Source organism: Desulfuribacillus stibiiarsenatis, from assembly GCF_001742305.1.
Classification (GTDB): Bacteria; Bacillota; Bacilli; order Desulfuribacillales; family Desulfuribacillaceae; genus Desulfuribacillus_A; species Desulfuribacillus_A stibiiarsenatis.
In genome coordinates, this window is record NZ_MJAT01000001.1 from 280,991 (window position 1) to 298,588 (window position 17,598).

22 protein-coding genes are annotated in these 17,598 nt (G+C 38.9%); 16 read left to right on the forward strand and 6 right to left on the reverse strand.

Annotated features, from left to right (window positions below):
* Window positions 1–42 precede the first annotated feature (42 nt).
* The 3 genes from BHU72_RS01220 (at window position 43) to BHU72_RS16310 (ending at window position 2,204) form a co-directional block, all read left to right on the forward strand.
* Window positions 43–1,239 carry a M20 metallopeptidase family protein gene (locus BHU72_RS01220; RefSeq protein ID WP_245671824.1) on the forward strand — a complete coding sequence of 399 codons (1,197 nt, stop codon included), beginning with the start codon at window positions 43–45 and terminating at the stop codon, window positions 1,237–1,239.
* A gap of 57 nt (window positions 1,240–1,296) precedes the next feature.
* Window positions 1,297–1,575 carry a stage VI sporulation protein F gene (locus BHU72_RS01225; protein ID WP_069700789.1) on the forward strand — a complete coding sequence of 93 codons (279 nt, stop codon included), beginning with the start codon at window positions 1,297–1,299 and terminating at the stop codon, window positions 1,573–1,575.
* 506 nt (window positions 1,576–2,081) lie between these two features.
* Window positions 2,082–2,204 (forward strand): hypothetical protein, encoded by a 123-nt coding sequence (locus BHU72_RS16310; protein WP_301553462.1) that lies wholly within the window; start codon window positions 2,082–2,084, stop codon window positions 2,202–2,204.
* Between the two features lie 287 nt (window positions 2,205–2,491).
* Here BHU72_RS16310 and BHU72_RS01230 read toward each other — a convergent pair whose 3' ends face one another.
* Together BHU72_RS01230 and BHU72_RS01235 are read right to left on the reverse strand one after the other, a co-directional pair.
* Window positions 2,492–2,947 carry a hypothetical protein gene (locus BHU72_RS01230; RefSeq protein WP_069700790.1) on the reverse strand — a complete coding sequence of 152 codons (456 nt, stop codon included), beginning with the start codon at window positions 2,945–2,947 and terminating at the stop codon, window positions 2,492–2,494.
* Between the two features lie 697 nt (window positions 2,948–3,644).
* Entirely contained in the window at window positions 3,645–4,142 is a 498-nt protein-coding gene (locus BHU72_RS01235; protein WP_069700791.1) for a hypothetical protein, read from the reverse strand.
* A gap of 35 nt (window positions 4,143–4,177) precedes the next feature.
* On the opposite strand from BHU72_RS01235, the gene BHU72_RS01240 reads away from it, so the two are divergent.
* The 3 genes from BHU72_RS01240 to BHU72_RS01250 all read left to right on the forward strand — a co-directional run bounded on the left by BHU72_RS01240 (window position 4,178) and on the right by BHU72_RS01250 (window position 6,561).
* Window positions 4,178–5,353 carry a S8 family peptidase gene (locus tag BHU72_RS01240; RefSeq protein ID WP_069700792.1) on the forward strand — a complete coding sequence of 392 codons (1,176 nt, stop codon included), beginning with the start codon at window positions 4,178–4,180 and terminating at the stop codon, window positions 5,351–5,353.
* A gap of 64 nt (window positions 5,354–5,417) precedes the next feature.
* A complete protein-coding gene (locus BHU72_RS01245) occupies window positions 5,418–5,873 on the forward strand; it encodes a hypothetical protein (protein ID WP_141709215.1) in 456 nt (151 codons plus the stop codon).
* Window positions 5,874–6,228: 355 nt separating this feature from the next.
* Window positions 6,229–6,561, forward strand: a complete 333-nt coding sequence (locus BHU72_RS01250) for an AMP-binding enzyme (RefSeq protein WP_069700794.1) — start codon at window positions 6,229–6,231, stop codon at window positions 6,559–6,561.
* Between the two features lie 54 nt (window positions 6,562–6,615).
* On the opposite strand, the gene BHU72_RS01255 is transcribed toward BHU72_RS01250, so the two are convergent.
* Window positions 6,616–8,409 (reverse strand): M1 family aminopeptidase, encoded by a 1,794-nt coding sequence (locus tag BHU72_RS01255; protein WP_176720362.1) that lies wholly within the window; start codon window positions 8,407–8,409, stop codon window positions 6,616–6,618.
* Between the two features lie 174 nt (window positions 8,410–8,583).
* Here BHU72_RS01255 and BHU72_RS01260 point away from each other — a divergent pair, with 174 nt between their 5' ends.
* From BHU72_RS01260 to BHU72_RS01270, 3 genes are read left to right on the forward strand one after another with little or no spacing between them, the layout of a single operon-like run.
* Window positions 8,584–8,802, forward strand: a complete 219-nt coding sequence (locus tag BHU72_RS01260; RefSeq protein ID WP_176720363.1) for a hypothetical protein — start codon at window positions 8,584–8,586, stop codon at window positions 8,800–8,802.
* Window positions 8,803–8,816: 14 nt separating this feature from the next.
* Window positions 8,817–9,032, forward strand: a complete 216-nt coding sequence (locus BHU72_RS01265) for a hypothetical protein (RefSeq protein ID WP_069700797.1) — start codon at window positions 8,817–8,819, stop codon at window positions 9,030–9,032.
* A 12-nt stretch (window positions 9,033–9,044) separates the two neighbouring features.
* On the forward strand, window positions 9,045–10,178 hold the full coding sequence (locus tag BHU72_RS01270) for a GerAB/ArcD/ProY family transporter (RefSeq protein ID WP_069700798.1): 1,134 nt from the start codon (window positions 9,045–9,047) through the stop codon (window positions 10,176–10,178).
* Window positions 10,179–10,312: 134 nt separating this feature from the next.
* Here the strand turns inward: BHU72_RS01270 and BHU72_RS01275 are convergent, their stop codons facing one another.
* Window positions 10,313–11,395: an NAD(P)/FAD-dependent oxidoreductase gene (locus tag BHU72_RS01275; RefSeq protein WP_069700799.1), complete on the reverse strand. Its 1,083-nt coding sequence runs from the start codon at window positions 11,393–11,395 to the stop codon at window positions 10,313–10,315.
* A 143-nt stretch (window positions 11,396–11,538) separates the two neighbouring features.
* Between BHU72_RS01275 and BHU72_RS01280 the strand changes: the two genes are divergently transcribed.
* From BHU72_RS01280 to thmT, 5 genes are all read left to right on the forward strand, one after another.
* Window positions 11,539–11,991, forward strand: a complete 453-nt coding sequence (locus BHU72_RS01280) for a hypothetical protein (RefSeq protein ID WP_069700800.1) — start codon at window positions 11,539–11,541, stop codon at window positions 11,989–11,991.
* A 161-nt stretch (window positions 11,992–12,152) separates the two neighbouring features.
* Window positions 12,153–12,620 (forward strand): hypothetical protein, encoded by a 468-nt coding sequence (locus BHU72_RS01285; RefSeq protein ID WP_069700801.1) that lies wholly within the window; start codon window positions 12,153–12,155, stop codon window positions 12,618–12,620.
* 106 nt (window positions 12,621–12,726) lie between these two features.
* A complete protein-coding gene (locus BHU72_RS01290; RefSeq protein WP_069700802.1) occupies window positions 12,727–12,960 on the forward strand; it encodes a ferritin family protein in 234 nt (77 codons plus the stop codon).
* A gap of 30 nt (window positions 12,961–12,990) precedes the next feature.
* Complete coding sequence (locus BHU72_RS01295; RefSeq protein ID WP_069700803.1) at window positions 12,991–13,278, forward strand: spore coat protein; 288 nt, start codon at window positions 12,991–12,993, stop codon at window positions 13,276–13,278.
* Between the two features lie 165 nt (window positions 13,279–13,443).
* Entirely contained in the window at window positions 13,444–13,629 is a 186-nt protein-coding gene (gene thmT / locus BHU72_RS01300; protein ID WP_069700804.1) for a 2-hydroxymuconate tautomerase, read from the forward strand.
* A gap of 144 nt (window positions 13,630–13,773) precedes the next feature.
* Here the strand turns inward: thmT and BHU72_RS01305 are convergent, their stop codons facing one another.
* A complete protein-coding gene (locus BHU72_RS01305) occupies window positions 13,774–15,006 on the reverse strand; it encodes a DUF445 family protein (RefSeq protein ID WP_069700805.1) in 1,233 nt (410 codons plus the stop codon).
* A 195-nt stretch (window positions 15,007–15,201) separates the two neighbouring features.
* Here BHU72_RS01305 and BHU72_RS01310 point away from each other — a divergent pair, with 195 nt between their 5' ends.
* A complete protein-coding gene (locus tag BHU72_RS01310; RefSeq protein WP_069700926.1) occupies window positions 15,202–16,176 on the forward strand; it encodes an NAD(P)H-dependent flavin oxidoreductase in 975 nt (324 codons plus the stop codon).
* A 110-nt stretch (window positions 16,177–16,286) separates the two neighbouring features.
* On the opposite strand, the gene BHU72_RS01315 is transcribed toward BHU72_RS01310, so the two are convergent.
* Window positions 16,287–16,538, reverse strand: a complete 252-nt coding sequence (locus BHU72_RS01315; RefSeq protein WP_069700806.1) for a DUF3243 domain-containing protein — start codon at window positions 16,536–16,538, stop codon at window positions 16,287–16,289.
* A gap of 175 nt (window positions 16,539–16,713) precedes the next feature.
* Here BHU72_RS01315 and BHU72_RS01320 point away from each other — a divergent pair, with 175 nt between their 5' ends.
* Window positions 16,714–17,145, forward strand: a complete 432-nt coding sequence (locus tag BHU72_RS01320; RefSeq protein ID WP_218076068.1) for a Fur family transcriptional regulator — start codon at window positions 16,714–16,716, stop codon at window positions 17,143–17,145.
* Window positions 17,146–17,598: the final 453 nt, after the last annotated feature.

Consider the following 17,598-nt stretch of genomic DNA (forward strand, 5'->3'; position numbering starts at 1 on the left):
AGTTTTTATGAGATAAATTCCTTATTGGAAAGGAGAATTCCTTTGACCGAAACCGTTGGGCATTGGGTGGACTATATAGATAAGCAGTTAATCGAGCAATTGAGTGAATGGCGCAGGATTCTGCATCAACAGCCAGAGCTATCGAATCAAGAGTGGGAAACAGCTAAACGAGTGAAGAAGTGGTTGTCCGAAATGGGGGTAGAAATTGTTGAATACCCAGATATACCAGGATTTGTTGGGATTGTTAGCGGTTTAATAGACGAGGAGATTGCGATTCGTGCGGATATGGATGCCTTGCCAATCCTTGATGAGAAGGTCTGTGGATATACTTCCAAGAATACGGGAGTCATGCATGCTTGTGGGCATGATGGGCACGTGGCGATTTTACTTGGGGTGGCAAAGGTTTTGTGTGATATCCAGCGGCAAGGGTTACTGCAGAAGACCGTACGCTTGATTTTTCAACACTCTGAAGAACAAGTACCTGGTGGTGCCCGTGCTATGATACAAGCAGGCGCTCTAGGCAAAGCGAAACGAATATTTGGCGCTCATCTATGGGCTTCCCTTGAGGTCGGAACAGTGGCAATGAAACCAGGTGTTATTATGGCAGCAGCTGATCGATTTATCATCCATATCCAAGGCAAAGGCGGCCACGGCTCTATGCCTCACCAAACCATTGATGCAATCTTAGTGGCAAGCCACATCATCCAAGGACTACAAACGATTGTCAGTAGAAATATAGACCCATTGGAATCCGCCGTGATATCCGTGGGAACGATGCAAGCGGGAACGAATTTTAATATTATTGCAGACAAAGCCAAAATCACTGGCACAGTGCGAACGTTTCAACCAGAAGTTCGTGAAATGATACAAGAACGCATGCACCTGATGATTCAATCCATTTGTCAGGCCCATGGCGCTACCTGTGAAATCAGTTATATGGAAGGGTATCCACCGGTCGTCAACGACTCGAAGCTGGCTACTGAAATTGAGCAGGAGTTCCATCAAGTGCTGCTATCAGAGCAGATAATTGCAATGAAACCAGTGATGGGTGGAGAGGATTTTTCATACTTTTTGAATGAGATTCCTGGGGTATATTTCTTCATCGGAGCAGGGAATCAGTCGACAGGGATTGTGTATCCGCAGCATCATCCTAAATTTGACATTGATGAACACAGCTTGACGATTGGTGTGAAAGCGTTTTTGGCAATTCTTCACCTAGAATGCAGAAAAATGGGCTAACCACGAGGGCCACTTCTTCATACATTATAATGTAAATCTATGAAGGGGTGAGTATCCTTGTCGAATAACATTTTTGAAGATGAGAAGTTCCAGCAGTTTGTAGGTAAGCATGGTGATCAATTAAAGAACTTAGCGAAAACAATTAGCCCAGAAACTCTAACAGATGAAAAGCAGTTAAAGGGCACGCTCAAGATGTTAGCGAAGATGGCGAATGTTAAAACAGATGACGATAAGTTAGATCAATTAGTAAAGACATTGAAGAAGCATAACTTTAATCCGAAGGATCCAAGTTCACTGAATAGTATATTAGATAGTGTAAAACAGAAGAAGAAGTAATTTCTAGGACACCTAAGCAGTAATTGCTATAGGTGTTCCTTTTTAACTATGTAGCTTTGCGTTAGTTTTGTTTTCAAAAGGGCGTGAAGAATGGTTGAATGTTTATTTCAGAAAAGTAACACCTCCCATACAATAGTAAGGTAGACAGGAGGTGATTGTGAATGAACTTTTTATCAGGAAACGTAGGGATCATTCTAGTATTGTTTATCTTATTAGTGATTATCTTTAACTACAACTCAGCGCCGTTATGTAATACCGTGCGTTACTAATTTTTGAACACCTCGATATACAAGGCAAGCTTCGGCTAGCCTTGTATATTTTTATTTTCCCCATTTTTCGCCAGAGACTTGGTAACGCTGTTGAGATAAATCAGACTGGAGTGCGGATGGGTTTTTTACTGTGAGTGAAACACTTAGAAACGGGCGCTATAAATAGGCGAGTGCTGATATCGAAATGGATGCAACGGCCATACAATAAACCGAGAACAAGAAAAAAGGAGGTTTAACATGCAAGCTTCAACGAACTTCTTCGCAGGTTTTGGCTTCCACCACATTATTATCTTCGGTTTCTTCTTCTTCTTTTTCTTCTTCGGTTTTGGTGGCTTTGGTGGCGGCGGTTTTATAATCTAAATGTTACGAATATAAGGAGGTGAGCAGAATGGCTTGGTTAAAATCTAATACTACTTTAGTATTAGTACTGTTCATTCTTTTAGTGATAATCGTTTCCTACAACCCAGTAGTTTAGTGAATCGATAAAGATACTCTATTGGGGAGGTGAATCCGAATGCAATGGTTAACAAATAACGCTACATTGATTTTAGTATTATTCATCTTGTTAGTAATCATCGTGTGCTACAGCAGCCCAGTAACTGGTTGCTAATGAATGGAATATCAGTTCTACAAAAGGCTAGCACGTGCTAGCCTTTTTCATTTTGTTGTTGACCTAGCTGACTACTAAGGTTGTTAAGCAAGTCAGACAATTCTTTGTTTTGCAGTAGATTGACTGCTTTCTCAACCTGCTCTGGATTCACCCTTGCAATCAGTTGCTTGAGACCATGTAATGGATTGCTTGGTTGAGGCTCATAAGGATGGAAGAGACGTCCTCTCTGATTTTGCGGGCGTGTCAAATCAGTCAGATTGATATTATACTTCTCAAGAACAGTTGCAAGCTGCGTAAGGAGTACTAGTGATTTCTCAATTGTGGCAAAGGTAGAGATTAAGTCCTTCGTAATGGAGTGTATATCTTTAATGGTCATTGCTTCGCTTGGCAAAGCAGGAGCGCTAATTTCTTGAACGGAAGCAGTTTTCTTAGTAGCAGTTTTCTTAGTCGACTGTTGTGTAGCTTTCTTCACTTTGACTCTCGTTTTTTTCATATCGATCACCTTCTCTTAATAGCATTTGGTTGCAATAACCATGAATTTCATAGACGATATAGCCTATGCACGTAGAGCCCAAGGTGTTCCAAGACTTGAAAGCCTTCTCTATGGCATAGGCAATTGCCAAGTTTTAAAAATAGGTGTAGAGAATAGGCAAATGTGCCTTACGGATTTTCGCTTAGTACATAAAATAAAACGAACAAAGAAATAAAGGAGGTTTTCTAATATGCATGCAAATACATCTTGTGGATGTCGTAGACCTTTTTCTTTTAGTTGGATTTGGTGGGTAATAATCATTGTGTTTTTCCTCTTTTTCTTCTTCTAGAAGAAGTTGTAAGAGATTCTAATAGCCTTGAAAGGAGTTGACGCGCATGCTACAAGGTAACATTTCTATTATCTTAGTTCTGTTTATCCTTATAGTGATTATCGCTTGCTAATTTCATGTGTTAATAGTGTTTATTCTATTAGTAATCGTAATTGGTTACTAAAATATGCTTAAGTAATAGGGGTAAGGACAGTCAAGGCTAGCGAAAGCTAGCCTTTCTCCTTACCGTATTTTCATTTGGATAGCTATAAGATTAACAAGTATTGTCCTCTCAAATCCAATGCTTTTACTGCCCAAATTCTAAAAGTATAGACCTTTACACAGGCGACATTTCTCCCACATCATATAATGCTAGTGTAAAGAATTGCTTTAGTTATTTTCTGACCCTTCATCAGATTGGAGACCAGAGGTTAGCAAATCGATCACAAACGGAGATTGTAAAATGCTGATAACTCGCTCTAATTGATTCATATCAATCTTTTTCACGAAATCTGCAGCCATTTTCACAATGCCAAGGCCACCTAGTGCACTACTACCACCAGCGGTTGACACGTTTGCTTGATAGTTATCTAGGATTGCTAATACTTTAATCATTAAATCTAGAGAACGGTCAACGGTACTGAGAGTACCCATAAAATCTTTCGTAACTTTATGGATGCTTTTAATATTCAATTCCTCAGTCAGAGGTAATGCCGTTGGTTCAGGTGCTAAATCTAGTTGTTGTCTTACTAGAAATGGAGAGAATCGATGTCTTGGTAATACCTCCGCACTAGTGTTCATTGTGGTAGGTAGATTACCGTCCACAGTAGTTTCAAGTCCTTGATACGGTCGAAACGGAAAATAGACTTGACGATTATTGGTTGTCATTGTTTCACCTTCTCTAAAAAAATGGAGTGATAATTATGAAAGTTCGATTTCATATACCGTTAGCTATTGCGGCATTTTTAGCTACTACTTATAAGCCCTATCAAAAACTATCAAAAAGAAATAGAAAGATTATCGTATTTAGAAATTGGCATATGGAACGTGAACTTCATAAGAGTCTTGACTATCTGAAACATAGAGGTGCACATCCAATTCATGCACTTCCAAGTATTCGAGCAGTTACATGCCAATTTTATGGGAACTGTAACAAGCGTGATCTATTAAGAGATCCTAACATATTGAGAGTTGATGATGACATAGAAGTCACAATCAAGCCCTTGCCATTTCTTTTCCCATACATGCATATGCCAATTACCAGTCGCACAATTGTCCCATGGGGAGTAGAAAAGGTTCATGCCCCAGAAGCATGGCAATACGCGACAGGGCGTGGTGTAAAAGTTGGAGTCATTGATACAGGAGTCGATTTATCGCATCCAATGCTGGTGGCGAATCTTCGTCAGGGTATCAACATTATAAATCCTGATATTTCCCCACAAGACGATAATGGTCATGGAACCCATGTTGCTGGAACAATTGCGGCGTCAGGTGGACCAGGAAGTTTAATAGGGGTTGCACCAGAAGCTGAGTTATATCCTGTAAAAGCATTTGATAAGCACGGCAAAGCGTTGCTTTCAGACATTGGTAAGGCTGTAGAATGGTGTGTCGAGAACGATATTCGGTTAATCAACATGAGTTTTGGAACTAGTAGTTCGAATCAGACGTTACAAGAAATTTACTTACAAGCATATGAAAGAGGAGCAGTTATGATTGCTGCGTCCGGTAACAACGGCCCTGACGGAGCGATGGGTTATCCTGGTCGATATCCATTTACGATTGCGGTCGGTGCGACGGATGAAGAAGATGAAATCGCTAGCTTTAGTAGTCGAGGGGTTCCGGTGAATATATGTGCTCCTGGGGTTGATATTCTGTCATGTTGGTTACACGGTGGCGTCAAGCGTCTCAAGGGAACATCGATGGCGACTCCACATGTAACGGGTACGGTGGCACTCATGCTCGAACGGTATCCACAGCTATACTTCGGTCAGATTCGACAAGTTCTATCCGCTACTACCACAAAACTTCCTGGTATTGCAAGGACTATGCAAGGTATGGGACTACTCAATACTGAAAAGGCAATCGAGATGCTTTTCTAAGGATTGATGATATAGCCTATGCAGATGATAAATATTTGGTGATTTTATTAAGGAGGTGATAATTATGTGCTCTGGAAAATCATTCTTTGGAGGATTATTCGGTAGAAGAAGTTGCAGTTGTCAACAACGATGCACTTGCCAAAAAACATGCACTTGCCAAAAACCATGCTCTTGCCAGCGTCCAGTGGCTAGACCTATAGTGAGTCCATTTACAGGACCTCTTGTAAGCCCAGTTAGAAACCCTATTACAAGTCCTATCACAAGCCCAGTATCAAGAATCCCTTCTGCTGCTCCGATCTCTCTACCATACCCTGTATTCACACCACAACCATATCCAGTAGAAGTTCGTAGACCAGTACTTTGTCCAGTACGTGTTCCTATTGTGCCAACACCAGTTTGCGTACCTGTCCGCGTACCACAACGGGTTGTAAGAACTGTTCCAATTCGAGTGCCAATCCCAACGCTTGTATCTCCGGTGCGTGGTGGTTGCGCTCCTAGAAGAGGATTCTTTGGATTCTAATCGAGGTTTTACTACTATTTATGAAAATTTCATATACATGCAAAGCTGCTTCATGATTCGTTGTGAAGTAGCTTTTTCCGCGTGTTCCTAGTAGAAGCAGGTAATTTCTATAACTTTGGAAAAAGGTTATAAAAAACAAAAGCGTAGGGTTGCATTTTCACGAGGAAGTTAATATAATAGTTATATAACAGTAGCGTATAATGCTTAATGTAGTAATACAAAATATAGATATATCTGTAACAACATTTCATAAACAAATGCAATAGGTACGAGTTAAAGCTATCGACGTAAATACGCCGCAACAACAGAATGTACACGTAGTACATACCATACTTTTAACAAAGGGGTTGTAATCATGGAGACTTGGAGTCCTTTTTATTACCAACATCACCATTTTGAATTAGAGGATCTTTTGAAGCAGCACCATGCGATTGTAGATGTGGGTGTGGTAGGAGTTCCTGATATTAGTCAAGGTGAATTAAGATTCGCTTATTTATGTTTGCAAAATGGTGTTATCTTTGATGAGAGTCTAAAGGTGGAGTTAAATCAATTTATTTCGGAGAAGTTTGCGAAAGATTGTGTGCCTAACCACTACTATATTGTAAAAGAGTTGCCGAAGACACGCAGTGGGAAACTGGCAAGACAACAATTAAAGACATGGGCGGTAGAAAATGTGCAACAAGCATAATTGCAAAAAGAAAAGCTAAGGCTGACGTGGTTTATAAAAACCTGAGTCAGCCTTTTAATTTAGGTACATTACGTTGATTGTTCCCAGATTACGATCATAGTCCCATGTATATTGTGTAGTACTAATATGCTTTAGAAGTTCCAAAGGAATCCACCATGTTCCGTTCAGTTCATGGGCAGGCAATGAGAACGTTAATTGCTGTTCGTAATAAATTTGCCCATTCGATTCATCAATTGTCAGCGGACTACCAATCCGCTTAAATAGGATATCTTCTAGAATTGAAAGTGGAATATAGACTTCCCAGTCGATATAGCGGACTTGTTCTGTTGACAAATGATGACCATTGAGCTTAATTGGTAAAGGGGTCGCCTGTAATTGAAAGGGTGTTTGCTGTAATGGTCCTGTTACCCACTGTTGGAAATATTGATGTTGCCCTTTCAATGTATCACGTAACGTGGAATTCAAATCCTCGATACCGATTGTTTGGCCTTTATAATTGTCAAATAAGGTCCGTAGAAAATAGTTATACTTAATCTCTCCTAGTTCCTCACGTAACGTCAGAAACATATCAGCGGAACGATAGTACCAAAAATCGAAAAACTCATTGCGATTGGCAAAATTCATTAATGTCCGATTCATCATTGCATTCGGTTTCTGGGCAATTAATTGCTGATTTTTGGTACGGAAATAGTTACGTAATTGTTGCGCTCTTCCGCTTCCGTAGCGAGTTTCTAGGTATAACACAACAGCATGTTCCACCAATCCCTCATCAATCCAACCTTCTGTGATTTCCTGATTTCCAACGGCGTTGTACCACCAGATGTGAGCGAACTCATGAGGCAACCAACGTTCAAGGATATTTTGCTGGTATAAATCTTTTGAGTATATCGCAATATTGGGATACTCAAGGGCAAAGTTCGTACCCCAGCTTGTCTCGGCAATTGAGATTGTCCGATAAGGAAGTTTGCCGAACACATCTTTGTATAATGGATAGCAATACTCAATAATATCTTGAACTTCTTCTAGCCGTTGGTTTCCATTTAATGCGATTTGGATTGTAACATCATCGTCGGTAGGGAATTCATAGATTGTATAATGCTTACTGCCAACCATCGCGAAGTTGCGTACCATCGATTCCTGCCAGTGGTATTTTTTGAGTTGCTCTTGAGTTCCTTCACTGACTAGAGAGCCAGTTGTTACCCATTGAATATCTGGCGCGCATAGGAGATACACATCATAATCGGCATATTGGAAGTAAAAAGGGTCGCCATAACCGACGGGTGTAGGACGGGCAATCCATTGCATGTTTTCATCTAATGTTCCCAAAATTGGATACCATGTAGTTAGTAGCCAGATATCGTCTTTCACGCCAAATCGAGTTCCCATTCGAGGAACCCTTGTGCGAAATGTGATTTCGACTTCAATGGTTTCTACTTTAGAAGGGAACAATCCTTGTTTCAAAGCCACAGTTAGCTTATTGTTGCGAAAATCAAAGGAAGTAGCGCTATTGTTCAAGGATACTTGTAATATATCCATGTTTTGCATATTCCCAGGGGAAAAATTATAGAAGGCCAGAGTTTCCGTCGTTGGCTTTTTTATTTTTAAAGTGACATGGCCGTTAATCTCAGCTTTCCGTTCATCAAGCTGTGCTTTTACAATGTAATGGGGACGCTCAAGTCCGTTCGTATTGTATTCCAAATCCAATTCACTTTCAATGATATCATCGGGTGTCGGTAGGGTCTGTTCGTGGCGCTTGAAAATGTTCTCGGAAATGTACGTAAACAGATTGATCTCGTATTTCGTATAAAGATGATATGTGGAAATGCTAGCAATGACAATTATACTCATGATGACTGTTGAAATTATAGTCCCCCGCAACATATCACTTCCTTTCCGAATCGGAATCCATTCTTCCTTTTAGCAATCCCTTCTATTATATCCATTACCAAAAGATAAAAAAAGAGCATAAAAATAACAAGTATCGTAGAAAATATCGATATATGAATTTTTTTACATGGAAAGGTGATAGTTATGGGTGGCGGAGTTTCTCAGCAAGATTTAACCAAGATATCTTTCGAAGAGGCAATTGAATTGAAGGAACAAATGATTAAGAAAACAGCAAAGGTCATGCAAATCCTTGATGACGATGAAATGAGTAAGCTACTTCAACCGTTTATCGTACAGGATGAACAGCACTTGAAAATGCTTAAAGATAAGATGGATAAGCTGAATTTAATGTAGCAGGAGGGCTTGTAATGAACAAAGTCAGTTGGTTGAAGGACGTCTTAGAAAACAAGGTGTACCGTCAAACCTTTTTTAATAATGTTATGGTTAAAATGACCAATCCAGAGGCAAGGCAGTTTTTCGCTCAAATGCGTGATGATGAAATGCGACAAATCATAATCTTACAGCAGAAGATTGACACGTATACAAAAGCGAAAAATCCAGTCAACATATCCCCATTTCGTTAGGAGCTAATCAATATGGCTATACATAGACCGCTGTCTTCTCTGGAAATAGAAAAAGGGAGGATTGGTTATCAACAGTTGTTTTTCCTTATCATTACATTTATCATTTCAACGGCAGATATTATTCCACCACAATTGTTAGCAGAGATTGCCCATGAGGATGCCTGGATTTCTGTCTTGATCGCCACGGCGATGGCTGCTGCTACGGCCTGGATTGCGGCGAAACTTCAGCTTAGAATTGGCCGCAGGAACATTGCTGATGCGGCAGACACGTTGTTTGGCCACATTTTAGGAAGAATGGTATCTTTTTATTATATATTTGTATTCATCCTGTTAGGAGGAGTCGCCTTACGGGAAATAAATGAAGTATTGTTGAATGTATTCTTAGACAGTACACCGATGACTGCCCTCGCCATTTCCATGATACTTCTTGTGGCTTATGGAGTTCATCATAAATTAGAGGTGTTTTGTCGCGTTAATGAAATCTTAACACCACTTGGGATTCTTACGTTAATACTTGTCATTCTTTTTAATGTTACAGAGATTCATTTTCAATACTTTCTACCAATTTTTTATGACGGTATCATGCCATCAATCTATGGGGCGATTATTCTGTATTGCTGGTTAAGTCAAGTAAGTTTCATTATATTAATGGCAGGACCGCATTTGCGTACGATTGATAGCAAGTTACCACAAGTAGGTATCAGTGCTGTATTAGTAGTAGGTGTCATGCTAATGTTAGGAGTTCTTGCAATTGCAATTTTTGGGGCAGAACGTACTGCACAATTTCAGTTCCCGGCACTCGAAATCGTACGTAATATTGATGTGTTTGATTTTATCCAGCGATTAGACGCGTTTATTCTAGGAATCTGGGTTGGTGGGATAGCGATAAAAATAATAGCAATTTACTATTTCGCTTGCATGACGATGAGCCAATGGTTCCGCATTCGCAATATAAACATGACAATTGCGCCAGTCGGATTGTTAACAGTTCTAATCTCAATCTTAGCATTTGCCGATATGCAGTCGTTCGTCCATTTTATTAGGTATTATAAGCCTACATTTACGATTATAGCGACGATAGGAATTCCGATATTGATGTTAATCGTCAGTTATTGGCGTAAAGTTAATGAGATGCCAATAAAATAACAATCAACTTGAGAATTAGTATAGAAAAATCGAAACAAGTCTGAACATAAAAAGCATCAAGTGGAGCAAAATATTACAGCTCACTTGATGCTTTATCTTTGCATTCTTTTATTCGACGATAGTCAAATCAAGAACTATTTTGGCTTCAGTGGGAAATGCTTTTGGATTGCATTGAGAATCGTAGCTGTATGACCCATGTAGTTAATATTCGTACCGTATACAAGCTTAGAGACGATAGGATTTCCGAGTAACGTGACAAGAATATCGTAGTGGGTATTGTTTAAGGTATCGATTCGCTCTCGAATCGCAATCGAGCTTTTTATTATATCGCCTAGTTCCTGGGCTACTTCGTCAAACGGCTGATTCGTAATGATTGACTTTGCCGCTAAATTTCCGCTGGCAATTGCTGAGAATTGTCCAAAACCAAGAAATGGGTCAAGAAATCCTCCGCAAGTTCCCACGAATATCACTTTCCCAACTTGTTTTGGATACACGTAATTTGCTGTGTGATCTTCTTCCCATTGATCTACTACATGGTAATTCAACTTTTCTAAATCGAGGAACAGATTCCAATAATATTCAAGCTCTTCTTTTGTCGTATTGGGAACAATTAGAATCAAAGAAGCACGTTCACGACTGAAGGGTGTAAGATACGCATACCCACTCTTCATGTAGTTGGTATTCGTCCACATGATAAGCTTATTGGGGTCGAAATTCCCTAGTACGACGCTTCCTCTTACCCACGTTTGCAATATAGGTTCAGCATTTCCCATTTGGTCCGTCGGCTGTTTATTGTTTCCCGTAGCAACCACTATGTAATCGAATTCATCCTGTAGCTCATCGAACTTCGCGTGAGTATTAAAAATGATTCTGCTCTTTACTTGTGAAGCCAATTGGTTTTCTAGAGTCCCTTGGTCCTGTCCGCGCTTAAAAAGCCAACCAAGGTTCCCGTGTACTGTGCGAGTCCGGTTGACGGTATTCATCTCTATTGATAATAAAGGTGCTAACGGAGCTAAGTGAAGCTTATAGTTTTTCCGAATATGCGTTAAAGGCTCTTTAATTGGACGGTATATCAGCTGTAGCAGTGCTCCGACGTGATGATACAACTCGCCAACTGTGTGACGTTCTTCAAAGATTGTGGGGTGTATACCATGTAATTCTAACGCATGGGCACAAGACAGTCCCGATACACCTGCCCCAATAATAGCAACCTTCATATAAATCCCCTCCATTTTGTTTGATTAAACATAATTTTTGCATTTTATGGGGATTTTATAAGCGATAACTTATGGAAATGCTAAAGTGACAACTTAGGAATATAGAAAGCACATCGATACTATTGAGAGGAGTACGCAATGTTATGTCATGGATTATTGTTTTTGTAGCTAGTTGGATCTTATTCTTTATCTTAAGAAGGCCAGACCCGACGTATAAGACTTACATTGCAGGAGTACTTGCGATTTTGATGCAATTAAGCATAGATATCAATGCTCATTATCTTGATTTATATTATATCCATAGTATCTATTTATCCTTTCATGGTTCACCACTTTGCTTTACTTTCGGTCCAGTGTTTGTCATGGGTGTCTTGTTTGTTCAATACCTACCTTTTTGTAAAACATGGCAAATATTACATATTGGAGTATTCGTTACATTATTCTTCGTATTTGAGCTTTTCGTACTTTGGTTAGGTGATTTAGAATATGTGCATTGGAACTACTATGCAAGTATGTATATAAATGTTATGGTTTTCCTTGCTTTAGCTTGGTATGGAACGTTATTTGTACAAGAGAAAAGGCAAGAAGAACGGTAAGCAAATGGACAAGTAAATCGACAAGCAAATCGACAAGCAAATCGGTAACATAAGTCTTAAATCTGGGGTGTTTAATGTTTCTTTATTTACTTGGATGCACACTGATATCCATCGCGTTAATTACTTGGTGTAAATATATAGTGAAGAGAGAGGTGGATTAAATGGCTTCCCTATGGTGGTTAATTTTTGCTGTGGTTGTCTGGGGGATTACGATTGCTCTGGTGAAATGGGAAAACTTCAAGCGCCACTGGATTGCTGGAATTATTGGTATGATCGCAGTGATTATCATTGATTCTCCATTGTCTAAAGGAGGCATCTATCTCTTTCATCAGCCGATGATTCAAGTATTCAATCTTCCTTTATTCTACATTATAGGACTGTATGCTGGTGGTGTATTTATAGTGCATTTCTATCCGTGGGGGAATCCAATCAAAGGGCTACTGTTTCTCATACTGGCTGATTTCATCTTTTTGTCTTTTGAAGTGTTTATGGATTATATCGGATTATTTGAACACGTACACTGGAAATTTCTGTATAGCTTTTTTATTAATATTACGGGTTTTCTACTGACTCTTTATTTTTATATTATTGTCCAGCATTTATTAGGAAATAAAAGCTACAGCATATAACATTTTCACAAACATTTTCAACGGATAAATGAATAGTAGGATGCTCACTCTAATAGGTGCGAAGACAAAAAATAAGCTTCGTAATCCAGTCGAAAGGTGGTTACGTATGTCTAACATGAGTCCTATGAAGCAGATGACACTATCTGAGAAAGATTTAATGTACATCAATGACGAATTAAATACTGAGTTATTGATGGTGAAAAGATATCATGAAGCGGCTCAACAAGTGACGGACCAAGAATTACAACATGCGTTCCGTCAAGCGTGTGACATGCACCAACGACATTATCAGACGATATTATCCCACCTACAAGGAATGAGCCAAGGACAAATGCAATAAGCAGGCACTAATGATAAGGGGGAATCGAATGTGCAAACCGCTTCTTTCACTGATCGTGATCTATTAAATGAAATGATTTTGCTTGAAAAACATGCATCAAGTCTGTATCATACAGCAACCATTGAAGCAAGTAGTGAAAAGCTGCATCAAGATTGTGGTAGTATTATGCAGGAAACACTGCAATGCCAACGAAAGTTATACAACTTGATGACGCAAAAAGGTTGGTATAATACGCAAAATACAGACCATCAACAGATTTCTCAATCGTATCAAAAGTTCTTAGGGGAAATGCAGAATCAGTTCCCATCTTCGCAGTGATAGCTTCTTGCGGACCTGTCGTGTACAGGTCCTTTTCAAGTAGTTTTCCGCAAGTGTGGGGTATCTCTTTAATTCGCTTGCAATTCCTTGAAAGTACAGCATATAACGAGGTATAATAAGTCGTTAGCTCATTCGTATCATACATAACATTAAGGGGGAAAAAGTATGCCTTTTGTGACGGTGGAAATGTTAGAAGGACGCACATTAGAACAGAAACGGGCTTTAGTTGAAAAGGTAACAGTAGCAGTTGAGGAAGCAATTGGAGTACCGAAAGAAAGAATTCATGTGTTTGTGAAAGATCTTAAAAAAGACGAATATGCTCACGCAGGAGTTTTAACAATTGATAAGTAATTCTGAACATTCAAATCGCCACAGCGGAAATTCTCGCTAGTGGCGATTCTCTTAGTGAGGCTTGTTTTGCGTCACGGCAACTATGGCATTTTAATGCGAGACGTAGCGCTTGTGTGCTTTGCCGAAGCTAGGCGCATGCCGAACTTATAAGAGCCGTGAAAGTAGATATTGTAGAATCCCCATCAGTCCTCCTAAAAGTACCCCGAAATACGTAATATACAATAACTCTCGATTGGCTACCTGTAGAATCATTGCCTCTAATTTCTTGGAAGGGAACGCAGCTACTTGCGATCGAACGACTTCGTGAATGTTAATAGAAGCTATTAATGTGTCAACATGCCTTTGGACGTACTCTAATCCGCTACTCAAGATTGCTTGAATGATTTGGTCGACATAAGGTTCCAAAGTCTTTTCATACTTTTGCAGCGGTGTATGTAAGAAGTTATTCACTAGTTTACGAACAATCATTTCTAAACTTTCATGGAGTTGCGCTGTGTGTAATGCTGTTTGAATTGTTTTATGAATCGTCTTAGTGAGGACACGCTCAAATTGAGCTGCTTGCTCTGGCCAACGGATGATGAGATCTAGTATTGTACTTTCTAATATGGAATCCCAATTTTTTTGTAAGGAGTCTTTCACGAGTTGCTTAACTGTATCGCTTTCAATAGCTTTTTGTAGCTTTTTGATAATGCTTTGTAATATTTGATCATCAGCAATCACAGAGAAAAATAGCTTTTTCATCAGAGGGTTTTTGATGTCAAAGGATTCTTCTAACATTTGTATCATAGCTATTTTGGTCTGGTTTTCGTTTAATTGCTTAGAAAAATACTCTAGTAGTAATTCTATTGTATGATCGACATTTTGCTCGATTGTATCTTGGAATACCTTTGGTATTATGGACGAAATCTGCTTCTGACCGAACTGTTTTATAAACAGTGAATGGGCTTCTTTAATGTTTGTCCTAGTATTTACATGAATCATTTGACGTACGATCGAATCTTTTAAGAGTATAATGATACGCTCTTTATCAAAGCCGAATGAGTCTATAAGAGTTTCTAGTGTGTAACCCTTCTTCATAGATTCTGACCAATACGCTTTTAATATATCATGTAATTTTTTTTGAAAATTCACTTTAGTAAATGCATGCGCAATTACACTTGGTGTTAGAATATAATCGGAAACTACGGAGGCTATTTTTATAGCTAATTGATCTTGTTTACTAGGAATTAAGCCAGGTGTAAAAGGAATTCTATTTTTGCCTATATATAAGGGTTGATGGGGCCTGAAAAGCATTTTTATTGCTAACATGTTTGTGCTTCCACCGATAAGTCCACCGATGAAAATAGCTAATATAAGATGAAGAAATTGTTGGTCCATAGATAATCTCCTTATATAAAGTTTAACGTTATTTGGTTAAGTATGGTTATCCTTTTATAATATAAGGGAAAAATGTTAGAAACACAAATAATTAAGTAGTTGAACAAAAACAATATTCATTATATTATTTATGAAAGAATACAAATGTTGTATTATAAGGATATGATGAGAGAGAATTGGAGGAAATATAAAGTGATGTCTATACCACAGCTTAAAGTTGCTCATATGATGCCAAAACTTCCGATTATTCAAGGAGGAATGGCGGTGCGTGTTTCCACTGCGAAACTTGCTGCTGCTGTTGCAAATAATGGCGGTATTGGAATTATCGCCGGCACTGGGTTTTCTATAGAACAGCTTAGAAAAGAAATCCGTAAGGCTAGAGAGTTAACGTCAGGCAAAGGTTATATTGGAGTGAATATTCTATTTGCTGCTCGTCAATTCGCGGAACTAGTACGTACTTCCATGGAAGAGAAGATTGATTTTATCATATCGGGGGCAGGATTTTCTCGAGATATATATGCTTGGAGTAGGGAGTTCCAAGTTCCTATCGTTTCGATTGTTTCATCAGCCAAGTTTGCAAAGCTTGCGGAAAGAATGGGTGCGGCAGCCATCGTAGTGGAAGGAAAAGAAGCAGGTGGCCATTTAGGGACAGACCGTTCTGTGAAGGACATCCTACCAGAAGTTGTGAAGGAAGTATCGATTCCTGTAATAGCAGCAGGTGGAATTATTGATGGCAATGATATTGCGGAAATGTTAAAAATGGGTGCCTCTGGTGTCCAGATGGGTACGCGCTTTGTCGCTAGTGAAGAGTGTGAAGCAGCGGATTCGTTTAAGGACTTATTCCTAAAGGCTGTTCCAGAAGAGGAAACAGTGTTAATTAATAGTCCAGTAGGGCTACCAGGGCGTGCTCTACGAAATGCGTTTACGGATAAAATCGCTGGTGATGTTGAAGTAGGGATTGAGAGCTGTCGTGCATGCCTGAAGCACTGTAGTCAACGTTTTTGCATCTTTGACGCGCTAGAGCGTGCGGTTGATGGCGATGCAGAGGGTGGTCTTGTGTTTTCAGGAGAATACGCGCATCGTATCAAGGAGATATTACCTGTCAAGAAGATTATGGAGCAATTACAGGCAGAGTTAGAAGTAGCCTTATCGAAAAGTGTACAAGTGTAATTACAATAACATATCTATTACTATAGAAAGTAATCAAATTATAGGTAATGTATTCTAAATAAATGAACCTAAAAAGAGAACCTAGCGGTTCTCTTTTTTAGTCTTAAATATTAACGATTGTTGTCAAGCATTTTTACTAAAGCATTAGCGATCGCTTGTTGTTCTTGCTCGTTACTGTTAACCCACATTTCCTTTAATAACTGTTCTTCGCGGTTTTGTGGTTCAACGCTTTCAGCTAAGAAATCACCAACTTTAGTTGCAGCAAGGGCAATGCTATCTTGAGACATACCCATTGACTCTGCTTGGCTAATTCTTTTTGCTAAATAGCCTTTCCATTCATCAAAGTTATCTAAAACTGACATGTTGGAACCTCCTTTTGTTGATTTGCAATTGTTAGTGCAGTAATATTGTTCGTAAAATTTCTGTTCTTTATGCAAAATTAGTGAAAAGGTCTTACACACAAATTCTAGCTTTAATTTAAATATTATGTTAAAATCAGACTAAAATATAAACAACTCTTCAAAGGAGGGTGAGATAATGATTTCTGCACAAGAAATTATTCGTGAATTGCATAGCTGTAATGTAAGGGTAACTCCACAACGATTGAAAATTCTTTCCTACTTAAAAGGAACGGATACTCATCCAACGGCTGAGGAGATTTATCAAAATGTGAGTGAAAACTGCTATGGACTTAGCTTAGCAACAGTATATAACACATTAAATCTTCTTAAAGAGCATAACTTAGTACTTGAGCTAAAGTATGGCGATTTAGCGAGCCGTTTCGATGGTAATGTGATGGAACACTACCATGTATACTGCAAAAAATGCGGTAAAGTATCAGACTTTATGGGATCGCCTGTAAATGAAGTGAAATTAGAGGCGGAAGAAGCGACAGGATTTGCGATTGAATCTGTACGTTTAGATTTGTATGGATATTGCGGAAGATGCCAAACTAAGCATGATGCGTAAAAAACTGCGAAAGCAGTTTTTTTACTATCAAGAAATATGTTTTTTAATGTAGATAGTCTAGCTTTGCATTAGCAACACATCAGCAGTAAACTGCTGTGTTTATGCGTCAGTGCAACTAAGGCATTCTAAAAGCGAGACTTATGCACCTGTGTGCATCGCAATAGCTTGGCGAATGCTAAGTTTTCTTTATCTTTAGAAAAAAAGTTGACAAGATTAGTAGACAATCATATACTAAAGGTGAGTAATTTAGTATGAATTATCTTTTCATAGGCTTTTTATATGCATATACCTTACTAGTTTAGTCAACATTATAGATAAAGAAAACTTAGTTTAGATGGAGTTTTTACTCCACCTGAACTCTAGTTGCACTTATTTTGAAGCTTAGCGGCACTTATCTCCTACTTATAGAAGTGGGAGTATTAGTAATCGCCGCTGAGATAAATTGTTTTACCC